Source organism: Sphingomonas sp. R-74633 (assembly GCF_013416555.1).
Classification (GTDB): domain Bacteria; phylum Pseudomonadota; class Alphaproteobacteria; order Sphingomonadales; family Sphingomonadaceae; genus Sphingomonas.
Genome location: NZ_JACCFG010000001.1, coordinates 520,964 through 535,633, shown reverse-complemented (window position 1 = coordinate 535,633; position 14,670 = coordinate 520,964). Strand labels below are relative to the sequence as shown.

Genomic DNA, 14,670 nt, shown 5'->3' with positions numbered 1-14,670 from the left:
AGCGGTTCAGCAACGCGACTCAAACGCCTCTCTATCGTTCTATCTGCGGGAAGAGAGGAATGGAGAGTTACAATGAACCTTGCCAAGCTGATTGCCGCGGCCGCACTGGCCACCGTTGGCGTTGCGAGCGCCACCACCCCGGTTGCTGCCGCAGCTGCCCCTGCCACCAGCGTTATCGCGCCGGCCGCGCAGGACTGGCGCCATCACGACCGCTATGACCGTCATGATCGCTATGACCGTGGTCGCTACTATAACCGTGGCCGCTATCATCGCAGCAGCCGCTATTGCCGCACCGAGTGGCGTCACCATCGCCGCGTGCAGGTCTGCTATCGCCGCTAAGGCCTGAGACCGGGCAACATCAGGGCGTCCGCCGCGAGAGCCGGCGGGCGCCCTATTGCCTTATGGGAAGGCTGAACACGAAGCGTGCGCCCTGCCCCGGTGCGCTGTCCACGACCAGGTCGCCGCCCATTGCGCGGGCAAGCCGGCGTGCGATGTAGAGACCCAGTCCAGAGCCACCAGGCTCGGTCGGGTCGACGCGGCCGAACTTTTCGAAAATCTTGTCCTGATCGGCAGAGGCGATGCCCTTTCCCTGATCGGCGACGATCACATGGCCGCGCGCCTCGTCGCGTTCCAGCCGGATCCACACCATCGCGCCCGGCGGCGAATAACGCACCGCGTTGCCGATCAAATTGACCAGCACCTGCAGCGCACGACGGAACTCGCCGTGCACGGGAATGGTCTCGTCCATCGCCGGCCGGTCGATCCGCACCTCAGCTTGCGCGGCGCGCACCGCGAGCAGTCCAGCAGCGCGACGGGCGACATCGGCGAGGTCGATCATCTCGTCGGTGGTGTCGAAGTCGTCGCGTTCGATCGCCTGGAGATCGACCAGATCGTCGACCAGCCCGAGCAGATGGCGCCCGGCATTGGCGATGTCGCTCGCATATTCGGCATAGTCGGGCTTGAGCGGCCCTTCGGTCTGCGCGCTGATCGAATCGGCATTGGCGATGATCTTGCCGAGCGGACCGCGCAGCGCCCGATCGAGCCGCTGGCTGAACGAATCAGGGAAGCCGCCGAACGGGACTTCGGCGGCAGGCACGGGTGCGTCCACCTTGGGCGCAGCAGGCACCGCCAGGTCAAGCATGTGCGCCGCGCCGACAAAGCCGGCGAAGCGCCCGCCAGGATCGGTACGCGGGGTGGCGGCAAGGCGAACCATCCGGCCGGTGCCGCGCAGCTCCGCTTTCTGCCCGTCGAACCGCGCCTGGGCGGCAACGGCGGTGAGGATCGGCAGTTCGCCGGCCTCATCCTGCTCGAGCCGGAAAAGCCGCGTAAGCGGCTGGCCGAGCATCGCCGAGCTGTCGAAACCGTAGCGCGCGCCTGCCTCGATCGAGAGGAAGGTAATGCGCAGCGATGCGTCGGTTTCCCACAGCCAGTCGGCGGCGGAACGGAAGAAGTCGCCGTCGCGCTCGGGCTCGCTGGCCGGCGCGCGCCAGCCCGGCCGCAGCCGCCAGCCGCTGACTTCGAGGCGGACGCCGCCCTGATCGGGCTCGGCGCGGACCCAGAGCTCCAGGTCGTCCTCGCCGTCCGCGGCGATCACGTTGCGCGAAATGGCGATGCCCAGCCGCTGCGCCAGCCGCGCCAGCGTGGCGATCTGCGGCACCGCGAGCGGCGCGCCGATCATGCCGCCGGCGCGCATGTTGAGTTCGAACATCCGTGCCTCGGCATCGAGCAGCCGGCCTTCGGAATCGAGCCGCGCGATCGCGAGCGGCAGCGAGGGATCGATGACGTTCACTTCGCCCCTCCCCGCTCAAGGGCGATCAGGGCAGCGCGATAATCGGGATCGAGCTTGAGCGGCGCCAGCGCGGCGCGCGCTTCCGCCGGGGCGATAGCGGCGATCGTATCGAGCGTGTCGGCGAACTTCTCGAGGTCACGGCGCGGATCGGCCTCGCTCAGCGCATAGCCGATCTGGGCGACGCCCTCGCGGCCGATCTCCAGCGCGCGGAGCGCCAGCCACAACCGCTCGCTCGCGGGGTCGAGCACCAGGTCGCGGGCAAGCGCATAGGGCACGCCCAGCGCATGGCCGAGCAGCGCGATGAACAGCACGATTCGGCGATCACCCAGCGCCTCGGCGAACATGCCCGCGAGCTCGCCCGGCTGCGCGTCGATCGCCGCGGCAAAACGCATCGCGGCCGCCTCGAGCCGATCGCCCTCGTCATAAGCGGAAAGGCTGCGCTGGGCGGCATCGCACAGCACCTGATCGAGCGCCTCGTTCGGCTCTGCCACCCGTTCACGCAGCGCCGCTGCCGTCCACCACACCAGCTTGTGGTGCAGCTCTGCAGGCAGCTCGCTTTGATATTGTCCCGTATCGGGACTTGTCCTGCGCCGGCTCTCGGCGATCAGCACCGCCATCGCGCTGGCGGCGACGACGCGGTCGGGGTGCTGGACGAATCGGTTGATCAGGCTGGGCCGTTCGGGATCGTCCGGCGCGCTCATCGGCAGCGCGGCACCGAGCATCTCCTGGCCTACCCGAGCGACCAGTTCGGCCATCAGCTCGCCGTCGCGCAGCAGCCCGGAATTCCACAAACGCGTGAGCACCGGTGCGCCAGGTTCGATCAGCGCCACGACCAACGCCGACTCGCCCCGCCCGGTGAGCAAACGAACCGCATGTTCGCGGATTTCGCCCTCTACCGTCTCGACAAGGCTCCGCAGCAGCGCGGCGAGCTCCGCGCGGCTATGCTCATCGAGCCGTGCCTCTTCGGGCAGGAAGAAATCGTCAACGGCGACCATCAGCCCCTTATAGGCGCGCAGCTCCGCAGCCGCCGCGCGTGCGAGCAGCTCGCGGGCGCCAATGGCAAAGCCATCGCGCGTGCCGACGGGATTATCCGACATCGACCTCAAGCTAGCGGAAATGTCCTTAAGACGAGACTAAGCTTTTTCGCGCGTGCCCTCAACCGCCGCAGCGAGCGTCGCGAAGGAATATATCGCAAGTGCAGCAAGGCCGATCGTGGCGAATCCCGCGATGGCAAAGGGCGCCAGAACAAGGAGATGCGCGGAGGGGCTCGCCCACCAGCGCTTCGGCCGGGCGGGCACGCGCTCGACGAGCAGTTGCGCAGCTGCGGCAACCAGCGCGAGCACCGGCGGCGTGGAGCTGCCGGTAGCGGCGAACTGGGCCCAGCCGGTGAGAATCGCGATCAGCGCGAACAGCGCGAAGATTGCCCATTCGAGCAGCCCGGCACGCTTGTCCTCGCCGCGCAGCACCGCCATCGCCGCGCCGGTGGCAAGCGTCGCGGTGCCGACCACCGCGATGACGGTGCCCGTCCCGAACCAGCTCATCGCCGTAGCGACCAACGCGAGCGCGGAGACCACGCCGCCGGCAATGCTCACGACCCAGCCGGGCACGTTGCGGCCGACCAGCTCGGGCAGCACGATCCGCGCGGCGCGGGTGAATACCCAGCGGTCCGCCCAGTCGGTGCGGCGTTCGGTCAGCGCGGCGAGCACGCCGGTGTTGCGTGCGGCCAGCCCCTCGACGCTGCGCTCGACGGCATGGCCGCTGCGGAGCAGGCCCGCCGTAAGCGGCACATGCTCGGCGCCCGATTGCGCGGCGACGCGCAACAGCGCCGACTGGAAATCATAATCCTCGGGCATCTGCGCGATCTGGCCGAGCTGCGCGAGCGTGATGCGGGCGACGCCGGCCCAGCTGTCGCGCATGTCGAGCCGCTCGATCGCGGCGGGCGAGGTGGGATCATCGGTGACGAGCAGCGCTTCGCCATCGGTGGCGGCCATCTTGTCCATCACCGGATCGGTGGTGACCAGCCCGTCCGCCATCACCAGCACCTGTGCGCCGGGAGTGATCTTCTCGGCGGCTTCCTCGGCCGAGCGGACGATCTCGATGCGCGGATGCCGCTTGGCGGCGCGGTTGACCGCGGCGAGCAGCGCCGGCGTCATCTTGCCGACCGCGACGAGTACCTGTTCGGCGCCGGCGCCGAACAGCAGCCGCGCCTGATATTCGAGCAGCGTCATCCCGCCGAACGGCAATGTCGCCATCAGCGTACCGGGGCGGCCTTCCGCCTCTTCGACAGCAAATATGAGCCCCGCGAGCATGGTCTGGGTCGTTAAGCCGTTTCGATCAGTACAGCAAATGCGGTGCGCGGGCTTCGACCCACGCCGCCTCGTCCGGCACGGTCCGCGCATCGAGATCACCAGGTTCGGCGGCGCTATCGTCCACCCATTCGCGCAGGTCCGTACCGCCGTTGATCACGTCGATCGCCAGCTTGTCGAACACATATTCGTACGGGAAATCGCGCCACAGGTCGTAATCGCCATAGAGCTTGCGGATCGCCTTGAAGCCCAGCGCCTGCACCCGCCACGGCTTGAAGGCGGCATGGTCATAGCCCGGCCCCTCGGCATGGATGAACACGCCCGAGCAGAGCTGGCCGACATGCTTGTGGAAGGTCGGCTGGAACCAGATGTCGCGCAGCGTGCAGCCGGTCAGCCAGGCAGGCGCCAGGCGGTGCATCTCGGCGATCACCGCCTTGGCATCGATGTCCGGCGCGCCGAACAGCTCGAGCGGGCGCGTGGTACCGCGCCCTTCCGACAGCAGCGTGCCCTCCAGCATCACCGTGCCGGCATAGCCGCGCGCCATGTTGACGTTGGCGGCATTGGGGCTCGGATTGATCCAGGGGCGCTCAGCGGGCCAGCCGAAGCCGGGTGCGGCATCGGGCTGCCAGCCTTCCATCGCGATCACACGATAGTCGACGTTCAGCTTGAACTGCTCGATGAACCAATGCCCCATTTCGCCCAGCGTCATGCCATGGCGCATCGGCATCGGGCCGGCGCCGACGAAGCTTTCCCAGCCGGGCAGCAAAGTCGTGCCCTCGACCGGGCGCCCGGCGGGATTGGGCCGATCGAGCACCCACACGCTCTTGCCATGCTCCGCGGCGGCTTCGAGGATGTAGAGCAGCGTCGTCACGAAAGTGTAGATGCGGCAGCCGACATCCTGCAGGTCGATCAGGATCGTATCGAACGTCCCCATCGACTGGCCGGTCGGGCGGCGGACTTCGCCATAGAGGCTGAACACCGGCATCCCGTAGGTGGGATCGGTATAGTCCGGCGACTCCATCATATTGTCCTGCAGGTCGCCGCGCACGCCGTGTTGCGGGCCGAACACCGCCGAGACGTTGAGTCCGGTCGCCACGAGTGCGTCGAGCGAATGCGTCAGGTCCGCCGTGACCGAGGCGGGATGCGCGAGCAACGCGACGCGCTTGCCTTCAAGAGGACGACGAAGCTCAGGGTCGGCGAGCAGCCGGTCGATACCGAATTTCATGTGCCGCTGGATGCGGGCAAGCGGCGTGCGACGCAAGCCGGATCGTCGTGCGCCTTTGTCGGTTGAGCCTGCGAAACCACAAGGGAACGCATGCATGATCCGATCCGTCCTGATGGGCCTCGCCGCCGGCGCCCGCGCGATGACGCCGCTCGCCGTCGTCGCCAATGCCGCGCGCACCGGCAAGCTGCCCGCCGACAATGGCGCGCCGCGCTTCCTGGCGCATCCGATCATCTCGCTCGGAACCACCGCGCTCGCCGCCTATGAGCTGGTCGGCGACAAGCAGAAGACCGCGCCCGATCGCATCATCACACCCGCGGTGATCATCCGCAGCTGGAACGCGGCCTTTGCCGGCATGGCGATGGCACCGCGCAAGCACCGGTTCGCCGCCGGAGCAATCGCTGCGGGGACGGCGGCGGTCGCCTCCTATCTCACCTACACTGCGCGGATGCGCGCGATGAACGGCGAACACCAGATCTCTACAGGACTAGTCGAGGACGCGCTCACCGTCTCGGCCGCGCTCGCCGCCGCGCTGGCGACCTTCCCCGAGGAACTGACGCATTTCACCACGCCCGCCAGCCCCGGGCACACCGCGCTGGCCTAGCCCACCAGTTCGAGCGCGAAATTGGCGGCGGCGTGGAAGTCGGGTTTCTCTGCGGGATGGGCGATCGACCAATAGGATTTGGTGCCGTTCGTCTCCTCGATCACGGCGGTGATCGCGGCGTGCCAGTCGCCCTCCGGCAGCCCGCCAAGGTCGACTCTCACGAGAATCCCGTCCTCGACCGGCTCGATCCGCGGCGCATCGAGCGACTGGTCGGCCATCCCCTCGCGGTACCCGTCGAAGCGATAGGCCGCCCAGGCCGTCGAGGGCGAGAAGTTGAACTCGAAATAGCCCTCGCCCCCCACCGGCTTGATGAACAGTTCGAAGCAGGTCGTCTGCCATAGCCCATCGGTGCGGGCGGGAGCCGTGGTGGGCGGGATCGAGACCGGCCCGCCTGTCACCCGATAGATCAGCACGCTCTTTCCGCGCACGATCGCAGCTTCCACTTCGACGGCAGAAACGGCGACCGGGGGCGATGCGGGATGGGGGATCAGCTTCACGGCACCAGCCTAAGCGTCGGATGGCGCGATGCCAAATCCCCCGCCCCCTCGCTTAGCGAAGCCCGCCGCTGGCGGTGAGCTTCTCGCCGGTGAGCCAGCGGGCATCGTCCGACGCCAGGAAGACCGCGATCGACGCGATGTCGTCCGGATAGCCCACGCGGCCCAGCGGGGTCTGCCCGATCACTGCGTCGAAGAACTCGGAGCCGACAAAGCCTGCGCTGTGCGTGCCCTCGGTCTCGACGACACCCGGATTGATCGCGTTGACGCGGATCTTGCGCGGGCCAAGCTCATTGGCCAGCACGCCGGTGATCGCGTCCACCGCGCCCTTGGTACCGGTATAGACCGCCGAATTGGGCGAGAAGAGGCTCGTCACCGCCGACGAGATGTTGATGATGCTCGCGCCCTCGCCGAGATGCTTCGCAGCAGCCTGGGTGGTGAGCAGCACGCCGAGCACGTTCACGTCGAAGGTCCGGCGATACAGTTCCTCGGTCGTCTCCTCGATCGAGGCGAACTCGTAGATGCCCGAATTATTGACCAGCACGTCGAGCCGGCCGAACGCCTCGATCGCCGCATCGACCAGGCCCTGGGCCTGCTCGGCCTTCGACACATCGCCCTGCACGGCGATCGCCTTGCCGCCGGCCGCGGTGATCTCACTCACCACTGCGTCCGCGCCGGCCTTGCTCGACGCATAGTTGACCACGACCGCGGCGCCCTCTGCGGCAAGCGCCCTGGCGATGCCGGCGCCGATGCCCTTGGATGCTCCGGTAACGATCGCGACCTTGTCTGCGAGCTTCGACATGACTGAAATTCTCCATGGGCCGGACTGCCGACATGGCGCCTTATTCCCATAGTTCAGGATTTCGGAACTGTTGAACCAAGCTTCAAGAGGCACTAGATAAAAATCATGCGCCCCCTGTTTCATCCTTCGATCGAAGACGTGTCGGTAGAGGCGATCCTCCATGCGCTGTCCGATCCGGCGCGCGCGGCGATCTTCGCCGAGCTGGCTGGCGCCGGCTGCGTCCAGGGCTGTTCGGCCTTCGCCAGGATCGGCGACCGGATGATCCCGAAATCGTCGCTATCGCAGCATTTCAAGGTGTTGCGGGAGGCCGGGCTGATCCATTCCGAGCGCCAGGGCGTCGAAATGCGCAACACCTCACGCTGCGCCGAAGTGGATGCGCGCTACCCCGGGCTGCTCGCGGCGATCCTCAATGCCTATGCGGCAAAGGCGGCGATGGCCTGCGCGGCCGCCCCGCAAGAGGCATAGGGCTCAGGCGGTCAGCGGGTCGCGCCCGGAGGCCGGCTCTGCCGGGACAGGCTCGCCCTCGCGCCACGGCGCCGCGAACCAGTCCCCTACCCCCGCCAATTGCTCGACACCCTCCAGCCCGACATCGGGCCATTCGTCCTTTGCGGGCATATGGCAGGTGCCGAACAGCCGGTCCCAGACCGTGGTGAAGGCGCCGAAATTCTTGTCGAAATGCCGCTCTTCCAGCGAGTGATGGATACGGTGGAAGCGATTATCGACCATCAGCACGCGCAGCGGCCCCAGCGTCGCCCGGGTAGGCGAATGGATCCATACGATATGCAGCCACAAGGTCAGCGCCACGAACGGCAGCGCCGGCCCGGCATTGCCGATCAGCAGCGTCAGCGGTGCCTGGATCAGCAGCATCTCGAGCAGCGGCTCGGTGATGTGGTGATAGGAGTTCACGGCGTTCAAATGGCGCACCGAGTGATGCACCTTGTGCCAGCGCCACAGGAAGCGGTGCTGCGCACGGTGGCACCAATAGAAGAAGAAGTCGTGCGCCACCGCACCCACCAGCGCCGCGCCCACGCCGATGCCGATCGCCTGCCACCCGCCCCCCTCGGGCACCTGCAGCAGGAACAGCGGCCGCACCCCGAGCACCTCCCAGGCGGCGTAGAGCATCTCGGTCGATAGCGCCCAGAGCGGCACCGAGATCAGCCAGAAGATCACGCCATGGATGCGGGTGCGCAGCGCCTCGCCCTCGCGCCGGTTGAGCAGCTCGAACACGGTCAGCACCGCAAGCACGAAAAGCCAGCCGGCGAACGACTGGCGCAGCGCATCCAGGAGCAGGGAAAGCGTCATCGCGCCCCTTTTCGCGCACCAACCCAAATAGTCGGTAAACGCCGAAGCCCTGGCGCCTTGGGGATGACGTGCGCGTTCGCCTCCGCTATGCGGCCCGCACTATGACCGAATTCAAGTCCGATCTGCTCCGCCTGCTCTCCACGCGTGGTTACATCCACCAGGTCACCGACCCGGAAGGCCTCGATACGCTCGCCAGCAAGCAGATCGTGCCCGGCTATATCGGCTTCGACCCGACCGCGCCGTCGCTGCACGTCGGCAGCCTCGTCCAGATCATGCTCCTGCGCCGGATGCAGCAGGCCGGCCACAAGCCGATCGTCCTGATGGGCGGCGGCACCGGCAAGGTCGGCGATCCCTCGTTCAAGGACGAGGCACGCAAGCTGATGACGGTCGATACGATCAATTCGAACATCGCCTCGATCAAGACCGTGTTCGAGAATTTCCTGACCTTTGGCGACGGCCCGACCGACGCGGTGATGGTCGACAATGCCGAATGGCTCGACGCGCTCGAATATCTCCCGTTCCTGCGCGACTATGGCCAGCATTTCTCGGTCAACCGGATGCTGAGCTTCGACTCGGTCAAGCTGCGCCTCGATCGTGAGCAGTCGCTGTCGTTCCTCGAATTCAACTACATGATCCTCCAGGCCTATGACTTCCTGGAGCTGTCGCGCCGCGCCGGCTGCCGCGTCCAGATGGGCGGGTCGGATCAGTGGGGCAACATCGTCAACGGCATCGAGCTGTCGCGCCGCGTCGACGGCACGGAGGTCTACGGCGTCACCACCCCGCTGATCACCACGGCGGACGGCGGCAAGATGGGCAAGACCATGTCGGGCGCCGTCTGGCTCAACGAAGGCCAGCTGCCGCACTTCGATTACTGGCAGTTCTGGCGCAACACCGACGATCGCGACGTCGGCCGCTTCCTGCGCCTGTTCACCGATATGCCGCTCGACGAGATCGCCCGCCTCGAAAAGCTCGAGGGCGCCGAGATCAACGAGGCCAAGAAGATCCTCGCCAACGAGGCCACTGCGATGTGCCGCGGCCGTGCCGCCGCCGAGGAAGCCGCCGAGACCGCGCGCAAGGTGTTCGAGGAAGGTTCTGCCGGCGGCTCGCTGCCGACCTACACGGTCGAGGGCGGCAGCATCACCGTGGCCGATGCGCTGGTCGCGCTGGGCCTCTGCCCCTCCAAGGGCGAGGCGCGCCGCAAGGTCGCAGAAGGCGCGATCCGGGTGGACGACCAGGTGGTGAGCGATCCCGCCCAGGCGATTTCGGTGACCGGCCAGGTGAAGCTCAGCTTCGGCAAGAAGAAGCACGGGCTGCTCGTTCCTGCGTAACATTCCGGGTGGTCTGATAATTCGATGTTAAGCAGCTTCGTTGCAACAGGATTCAGGCGGTAGCGTTATCACCGCATACATACCTCAAGCGTTTGTGAGGCATGCGTGAGTTTTGGACCGAGCCTGGCTTATTCGGATCCCCGGCGGGAAGGGCGTGAAGACGTCCATTACCGCGCGCGCGCGTTCGGCCCGGACGCAAAGCAGCTCAATTTCATCATCGTCAACATCTCGGCGCATGGCCTGATGGCGCGCTGCGACGATCCCTTTGAACCCGGCGACCGCATCCGCGTCGCGCTGCCGCATGCCGGCACGGTGGTGGCGGAAGTCCGCTGGTCGCTCGGCGGCCGCCTCGGCTGTCAGTTCGAGCATGCTATCGATCTCGCCAGCTATTACGAGCTGATCTCGACGATGGTGAAGGCGAAGTAGACAGCGTTTCCGAACGCAAACTCTCGGATCAGGCTAACCGCGACCGATCGCCACCGCCGAATGATCTACCGCCTGAACGAGAGCGCCCGCCGCCTTCCGCTCGGAATAACGATCGACGAGCCGGCCGGCATGCGGTCGCATCAGGACGGTGATCCGCACCAGTTCCTCCATCACATCGACAATGCGATCATAATAGCTCGACGGCCTCATCCGGCCGGCCTCGTCGAATTCCCTGTAGGCCATGGCGACCGACGACTGGTTCGGGATCGTAAACATCCGCATCCAGCGCCCAAGAAGCCGCAGCATGTTGACTGCGTTGAACGACTGGGACCCGCCCGACACCTGCATGACGGCGAGCGTCCGCCCCTGGGTGGGGCGCATGCCGCGCATCTCCAGCGGAAGATGGTCGACCTGCGCCTTCATGACCCCCGAAATCGCGCCGTGCCGCTCCGGGCTGCACCAGACCTGCCCCTCCGACCATAGCGACAGCGCCCGCAATTCGTGAACGGCCGGATGGTCGTCGCCAGCGACCTGATCGGGCAGCGGAAGATCCGACGGATCGAAGATGCGCGTCTCCGCGCCAAAGAATTGGAGTATCCGGGCCGCTTCCTCGACCGCAAGGCGCGAGAAGGAGCGCTCCCGCAGCGAGCCGTAAAGCAGCAGAATACGGGGCGCTGGCTGGTCCTCGCCGATGCCGAGAGCGGGACGCCGGATCGCGAAGGCGGGATCGAGGGCCGGCAGATGTTCAGCGTCGATCAGGATTCGAAGGCGGCTCATAGCGACTCCGCGGAGGGTTCGGTGAAGATCGCATCCGCGACCACATGGGCAGTCACCGCACCGACGAGCTGGCTCGCGATGAAAGCGGGCACGCAGGATGGAGCGATGCCGGCGAAGCTGTCGCTCAGGGAGCGCGCAATCGTGATGGCGGGGTTCGCGAAGCTCGTGGACGCGGTGAACCAGTAGGCCGCGGCGATGTAGAGAGCGACGCTCGCCGCGACGCTTTCAGGTCTTGTTTTCACTGTCCCGATGATCGTCAGCAACAGCCCAAAGGTGGCGACTAGCTCGGCAATCCATTGCCCCGGGCCGATGCGTATCTTTGCCGATAGCTGGAACACCGGCACGTCGAACATAAGATGCGCGAGCCAGACGCCGCAGATGCCGCCAAGCACCTGGGCGACAACATAGGCGATCGCCATGTCGGTGCCGATCTGGCCACGTAGACGCATGACCAGCGTGACGGCGGGGTTCATATGTGCACCCGATACCGGTGCGAGCATGGTGACGAGTACGAAGAGAATGGCCCCGGTCGCGAGCGTATTGCCGAGCAGCGCGATGGCGACGTTACCGCCGGCAAGCCGTTCGGCCATGATGCCGGAACCGATCACGGTTGAGAACAGCATCGAACTGCCCAGCGCCTCGGCAAGGACGGCCCGGCGCTTCACGCCGGCCGGATGCGGTTGCCGGCGGCATCGATGACCTGTTCGCCATCTTCCTTCACGAAGGCAGCCTTCTGGGCGTCGGGCAGGATATCGAGCACGGCTTCCGAAGGGCGACAGAGCTTCACGCCCAGGGGCGTGACCACCAGCGGCCGATTGATCAGGATCGGATGCGCCATCATGGCATCGAGAAGCGCGTCGTCGGAGAGCGCCGCGTCCGCCAAACCGAGTTCAGCAAACGGCGTGCCCTTCTCGCGCAGCAGATCGCGGGGTGTCATCCCCGCGCGATCGATCACCTCGGCCAGAAGCGCGCGGGCCGGCGGCGTCTTGAGATATTCGACGATATGCGGCTCGACGCCCGAATTGCGGATTAGCGCCAACACATTTCGCGAAGTGCCGCAGTCCGGGTTATGGTAGATAATGACATCAGTCACGGCGCAGCCCTTCAGCAGCAGGGGGTAAGTTCGGCGAGCAGCGGCTCGCAAAGTTCCGCGCGCCCCTGGCAGCAGTCCTTGGCAAGGAACGTCATCAGCGCCCGCAGCGAGTCGATGCCGGCACGCTGGATTTGCTGTCGGCCACGCTTCTCGGAAACCACGAGGCCAGCCTTGGCTAGGACGGCAAGGTGGGTGGAGAAGGTACTCTGGCTCAGCCCGCTCGCTTCCACCAGCGCGCCCGTCGACAGGCCGTCCGGTTCATGCCGAACGAGCAGCCGAAAGGCATCGAGCCGGGTCGGGTGTGAGAGCGCGGCAAGCACCGCCAACGCAGTATCGGTTTCCATGCATCGGAAATAGCCGATGGTTTTTCAGGATGCAATAAGCATCGGATTTTCCCGATGCATTTGACCAAACCAGCCAATGCGGCCTCTTCCCGATCGCTCGCCTTCGGAACGAGCGGCGCCTACCCCGCCCTAAGCAAACTAACCGCCGCATCCCGCTCAAACAGGTACAGCGCCACCCGCGCCGCCTGCCCTCTTGGCGATTGCAACGACCGATCCTGATCCTCGAGCAGCCGCGCATCCCCGTTCGCCGCCGCGATCAGCGTCGCCAGGCTCTCGGGCGTCGCCAGCCGGAACGTCTGTTCCCCCGATTGCCGCGTGCCCAGGATTTCGCCTGCCCCGCGCAGTTCGAGGTCGCGCTCGGCGATCAAAAACCCGTCGGTGGTGTCGCGCATCAGGGCGAGGCGCGCCCGCGAGGTCTCGCTGAGCTTGTCGCCGCGCAGCAGGATGCAGTGCGATTGCCCCCCGCCCCGCCCGACGCGGCCGCGCAGCTGGTGGAGCTGGGCGAGACCGAAGCGATCGGCGGCCTCGATCACGATCAGCGTGGCATTGGGCACATCGACGCCGACTTCGATCACCGTGGTCGCGACCAGCACGCCCAGCTCGCCGCTCGAAAAGCGCGCCATCACCGCGTCCTTTTCCGGCCCCTTCATCCGACCATGGACCAGCCCGACCTTGTCGCCGAACAGCGCCTTGAGCACCGCCGCACGATGCTCGGCGGCGGCTAGGTCGGTCTTCTCGCTCTCCTCAACCAGCGGGCACACCCAATAGGCCTGCTTGCCCGCGTCCAGATGCCGGCCCAGCCCCGCGATCACCGCGTCAAGCTTGTCCTCGGAGATCACCGTGGTCTGGATCGGCTGGCGGCCCGGCGGCATCTCGTCGAGCCGGCTCACGTCCATCTCGCCGTGCGAAGCGAGCTGCAGCGTGCGCGGGATCGGGGTAGCGGTCATCACGAGGAGGTGCGGCGGCACCTGCGCCTTGGCCTGGAGCATCAGCCGCTCGGCGACGCCGAAGCGATGCTGCTCATCGACCACCACCAGCCCGAGGTCGCGATAGGTCACGCCCTGCTGGAAGATCGCATGGGTGCCGACCAGTATGTCGATCTCGCCCGCGGCGAGCCCCATCAGCGTCGCCTCGCGCGCCTTGCCCTTGTCGCGCCCGGTCAGGATCGCGATTCGCACGTCGAGCCCGGCAAGCAGGCGAGAGAGGTTCTCGTAATGCTGGCGCGCCAGGATCTCGGTCGGTGCCAGCATCGCGCCCTGTGCCCCGGCCTCGGCGGCGATCAGCAGCGCCATCGTCGCCACCAAAGTCTTGCCCGCGCCGACATCGCCCTGGAGCAGGCGGAGCATCGGCTGGCTCTGCGCCATATCGCCTTCGATCTCGCCGATCGTCCGCGATTGCGCGCCGGTGGGGGTATAGGGGAGCCGGAGCCTGTCGCGCAGCCGTCCGTCGCCCTGGAGCGAGCGCCCGCGCTTGGCCCGCGCCTCGCCGCGCACCAGCATCAGCGCGAGCTGGTTGGCGAAGACCTCGTCATAGGCCAGCCGCTCGCGCGCCTTGGCGTCGGCGGGGTCGGCATGAATGCGCGCGAGTGCGTCCTTCCAGCCGGGCCATTGGTGCCGGTCCTTCAGGCTCGGCTCGATCCATTCGGGAAGGTCGGGCGCGCGCTCGAGCGCCTGCGCGGCCATCGCCGCGATCCGCTTGGACGTGATGCCTTCGGAACAGGGATAGACCGCCTCGCGCCCGCCGCCATCAGCCTCTTCGGGCACGGCTACCTCGGGGTGCACGATCTGCAGCTCCTGGCCGTACTGGTCGAGCCGGCCGGAGACCCAGCGCTTCTCATTGAGGGGGAGCAGCTTCTTCGCCCAGCCCGAATTGCCGCCGAAGAAGACGAGACTGACGAAATTGCCGTGGGTGTCCACCGCCTGAACCCGGGCGGGCGAGCGCGGGCTGCTGCCGAAGCGGTAATTGGCGGCGGTGAGTTCGATCGCGATGACGCGGCCGACGTCCGATGCCATCAGCTCGTCGCGCGGGATCCGGTCGATAAAGCCGGTGGGCAGGTGGAAGGCGACATCGACCACCCGCGCAAGGCCAAGCCTCTCGAGCGGCTTGGCCAGCGCCGCGCCGATGCCCTTGAGTGCAGTGACTTCGGCGAAAAGTGGGTTGAGGACATCGGGCCGCATCGGGCC

At 66.8% G+C, this 14,670-nt stretch carries 17 protein-coding genes; 5 read left to right on the top strand and 12 right to left on the bottom strand.

Annotated elements, in window-relative coordinates; translation table 11 throughout:
- The first annotated feature begins 72 nt into the window (after nucleotides 1-72).
- Complete coding sequence (locus tag HZY97_RS02605; RefSeq protein ID WP_180140281.1) at nucleotides 73-339, top strand: hypothetical protein; 267 nt, start codon at nucleotides 73-75, stop codon at nucleotides 337-339.
- A gap of 52 nt (nucleotides 340-391) precedes the next feature.
- Here HZY97_RS02605 and HZY97_RS02600 read toward each other — a convergent pair whose 3' ends face one another.
- From HZY97_RS02600 to HZY97_RS02585, 4 genes are read right to left on the bottom strand one after another with little or no spacing between them, the layout of a single operon-like run.
- A complete protein-coding gene (locus HZY97_RS02600) occupies nucleotides 392-1,789 on the bottom strand; it encodes an ATP-binding protein (RefSeq protein ID WP_373684271.1) in 1,398 nt (465 codons plus the stop codon).
- Nucleotides 1,786-2,886: a DUF2336 domain-containing protein gene (locus HZY97_RS02595; protein WP_180140279.1), complete on the bottom strand. Its 1,101-nt coding sequence runs from the start codon at nucleotides 2,884-2,886 to the stop codon at nucleotides 1,786-1,788. The genes HZY97_RS02600 and HZY97_RS02595 overlap by 4 nt, the downstream gene beginning before the upstream one ends.
- 36 nt (nucleotides 2,887-2,922) lie before the next feature.
- Complete coding sequence (locus HZY97_RS02590; RefSeq protein WP_180140277.1) at nucleotides 2,923-4,098, bottom strand: hypothetical protein; 1,176 nt, start codon at nucleotides 4,096-4,098, stop codon at nucleotides 2,923-2,925.
- A gap of 25 nt (nucleotides 4,099-4,123) precedes the next feature.
- On the bottom strand, nucleotides 4,124-5,320 hold the full coding sequence (locus tag HZY97_RS02585; protein WP_180140275.1) for an exo-beta-N-acetylmuramidase NamZ domain-containing protein: 1,197 nt from the start codon (nucleotides 5,318-5,320) through the stop codon (nucleotides 4,124-4,126).
- A 94-nt stretch (nucleotides 5,321-5,414) separates the two neighbouring features.
- On the opposite strand from HZY97_RS02585, the gene HZY97_RS02580 reads away from it, so the two are divergent.
- Nucleotides 5,415-5,921, top strand: a complete 507-nt coding sequence (locus HZY97_RS02580) for a DUF4126 family protein (RefSeq protein ID WP_180140273.1) — start codon at nucleotides 5,415-5,417, stop codon at nucleotides 5,919-5,921.
- Here HZY97_RS02580 and HZY97_RS02575 read toward each other — a convergent pair.
- A complete protein-coding gene (locus HZY97_RS02575; protein WP_373684270.1) occupies nucleotides 5,918-6,418 on the bottom strand; it encodes a DOMON-like domain-containing protein in 501 nt (166 codons plus the stop codon). The genes HZY97_RS02580 and HZY97_RS02575 overlap by 4 nt on opposite strands.
- 52 nt (nucleotides 6,419-6,470) lie before the next feature.
- Nucleotides 6,471-7,217, bottom strand: coding sequence for a glucose 1-dehydrogenase (locus HZY97_RS02570; protein ID WP_180140271.1), 747 nt, complete (start codon nucleotides 7,215-7,217; stop codon nucleotides 6,471-6,473).
- A 105-nt stretch (nucleotides 7,218-7,322) separates the two neighbouring features.
- Here HZY97_RS02570 and HZY97_RS02565 point away from each other — a divergent pair, with 105 nt between their 5' ends.
- Nucleotides 7,323-7,682 (top strand): helix-turn-helix transcriptional regulator, encoded by a 360-nt coding sequence (locus HZY97_RS02565; protein WP_180140269.1) that lies wholly within the window; start codon nucleotides 7,323-7,325, stop codon nucleotides 7,680-7,682.
- Between the two features lie 3 nt (nucleotides 7,683-7,685).
- Here the strand turns inward: HZY97_RS02565 and HZY97_RS02560 are convergent, their stop codons facing one another.
- Nucleotides 7,686-8,519, bottom strand: coding sequence for a sterol desaturase family protein (locus HZY97_RS02560; protein ID WP_180140268.1), 834 nt, complete (start codon nucleotides 8,517-8,519; stop codon nucleotides 7,686-7,688).
- Between the two features lie 101 nt (nucleotides 8,520-8,620).
- Between HZY97_RS02560 and tyrS the strand changes: the two genes are divergently transcribed.
- Both tyrS and HZY97_RS02550 read left to right on the top strand, forming a co-directional pair.
- Nucleotides 8,621-9,847 carry a tyrosine--tRNA ligase gene (gene tyrS, locus HZY97_RS02555; protein ID WP_180140266.1) on the top strand — a complete coding sequence of 409 codons (1,227 nt, stop codon included), beginning with the start codon at nucleotides 8,621-8,623 and terminating at the stop codon, nucleotides 9,845-9,847.
- Between the two features lie 105 nt (nucleotides 9,848-9,952).
- Nucleotides 9,953-10,273: a PilZ domain-containing protein gene (locus HZY97_RS02550; RefSeq protein WP_180140264.1), complete on the top strand. Its 321-nt coding sequence runs from the start codon at nucleotides 9,953-9,955 to the stop codon at nucleotides 10,271-10,273.
- A 33-nt stretch (nucleotides 10,274-10,306) separates the two neighbouring features.
- Here HZY97_RS02550 and arsH read toward each other — a convergent pair whose 3' ends face one another.
- The 5 genes from arsH to recG form a co-directional block, all read right to left on the bottom strand.
- The gene (gene arsH, locus HZY97_RS02545) at nucleotides 10,307-11,050 is read right to left on the bottom strand and encodes an arsenical resistance protein ArsH (protein WP_180140261.1); all 744 of its coding nucleotides are present in this window, start codon (nucleotides 11,048-11,050) and stop codon (nucleotides 10,307-10,309) included.
- Nucleotides 11,047-11,715: an MIP/aquaporin family protein gene (locus tag HZY97_RS02540; RefSeq protein ID WP_180140259.1), complete on the bottom strand. Its 669-nt coding sequence runs from the start codon at nucleotides 11,713-11,715 to the stop codon at nucleotides 11,047-11,049. The genes arsH and HZY97_RS02540 overlap by 4 nt, the downstream gene beginning before the upstream one ends.
- Complete coding sequence (gene arsC / locus HZY97_RS02535; RefSeq protein WP_180141605.1) at nucleotides 11,712-12,143, bottom strand: arsenate reductase (glutaredoxin); 432 nt, start codon at nucleotides 12,141-12,143, stop codon at nucleotides 11,712-11,714. The genes HZY97_RS02540 and arsC overlap by 4 nt, the downstream gene beginning before the upstream one ends.
- Nucleotides 12,144-12,154: 11 nt before the next feature.
- Nucleotides 12,155-12,487, bottom strand: a complete 333-nt coding sequence (locus HZY97_RS02530) for a helix-turn-helix transcriptional regulator (RefSeq protein ID WP_180140257.1) — start codon at nucleotides 12,485-12,487, stop codon at nucleotides 12,155-12,157.
- Between the two features lie 119 nt (nucleotides 12,488-12,606).
- Complete coding sequence (gene recG, locus HZY97_RS02525) at nucleotides 12,607-14,664, bottom strand: ATP-dependent DNA helicase RecG (RefSeq protein WP_180140254.1); 2,058 nt, start codon at nucleotides 14,662-14,664, stop codon at nucleotides 12,607-12,609.
- Nucleotides 14,665-14,670 lie beyond the last annotated feature (6 nt).

What these genes read in the sequence shown, in the direction of transcription:
- recG (WP_180140254.1), bottom strand. Translation starts at nt 14,664, where the DNA reads ATGCGGCCCGATGTCCTCAACCCACTTTTCGCCGAAGTCACTGCACTC.
- HZY97_RS02560 (WP_180140268.1), bottom strand. Translation starts at nt 8,519, where the DNA reads ATGACGCTTTCCCTGCTCCTGGATGCGCTGCGCCAGTCGTTCGCCGGC.
- HZY97_RS02530 (WP_180140257.1), bottom strand. Translation starts at nt 12,487, where the DNA reads ATGGAAACCGATACTGCGTTGGCGGTGCTTGCCGCGCTCTCACACCCG.
- HZY97_RS02580 (WP_180140273.1), top strand. Translation starts at nt 5,415, where the DNA reads ATGATCCGATCCGTCCTGATGGGCCTCGCCGCCGGCGCCCGCGCGATG.
- HZY97_RS02585 (WP_180140275.1), bottom strand. Translation starts at nt 5,320, where the DNA reads ATGAAATTCGGTATCGACCGGCTGCTCGCCGACCCTGAGCTTCGTCGT.
- arsH (WP_180140261.1), bottom strand. Translation starts at nt 11,050, where the DNA reads ATGAGCCGCCTTCGAATCCTGATCGACGCTGAACATCTGCCGGCCCTC.
- tyrS (WP_180140266.1), top strand. Translation starts at nt 8,621, where the DNA reads ATGACCGAATTCAAGTCCGATCTGCTCCGCCTGCTCTCCACGCGTGGT.
- HZY97_RS02605 (WP_180140281.1), top strand. Translation starts at nt 73, where the DNA reads ATGAACCTTGCCAAGCTGATTGCCGCGGCCGCACTGGCCACCGTTGGC.
- HZY97_RS02595 (WP_180140279.1), bottom strand. Translation starts at nt 2,886, where the DNA reads ATGTCGGATAATCCCGTCGGCACGCGCGATGGCTTTGCCATTGGCGCC.
- HZY97_RS02570 (WP_180140271.1), bottom strand. Translation starts at nt 7,217, where the DNA reads ATGTCGAAGCTCGCAGACAAGGTCGCGATCGTTACCGGAGCATCCAAG.
- HZY97_RS02590 (WP_180140277.1), bottom strand. Translation starts at nt 4,098, where the DNA reads ATGCTCGCGGGGCTCATATTTGCTGTCGAAGAGGCGGAAGGCCGCCCC.
- HZY97_RS02565 (WP_180140269.1), top strand. Translation starts at nt 7,323, where the DNA reads ATGCGCCCCCTGTTTCATCCTTCGATCGAAGACGTGTCGGTAGAGGCG.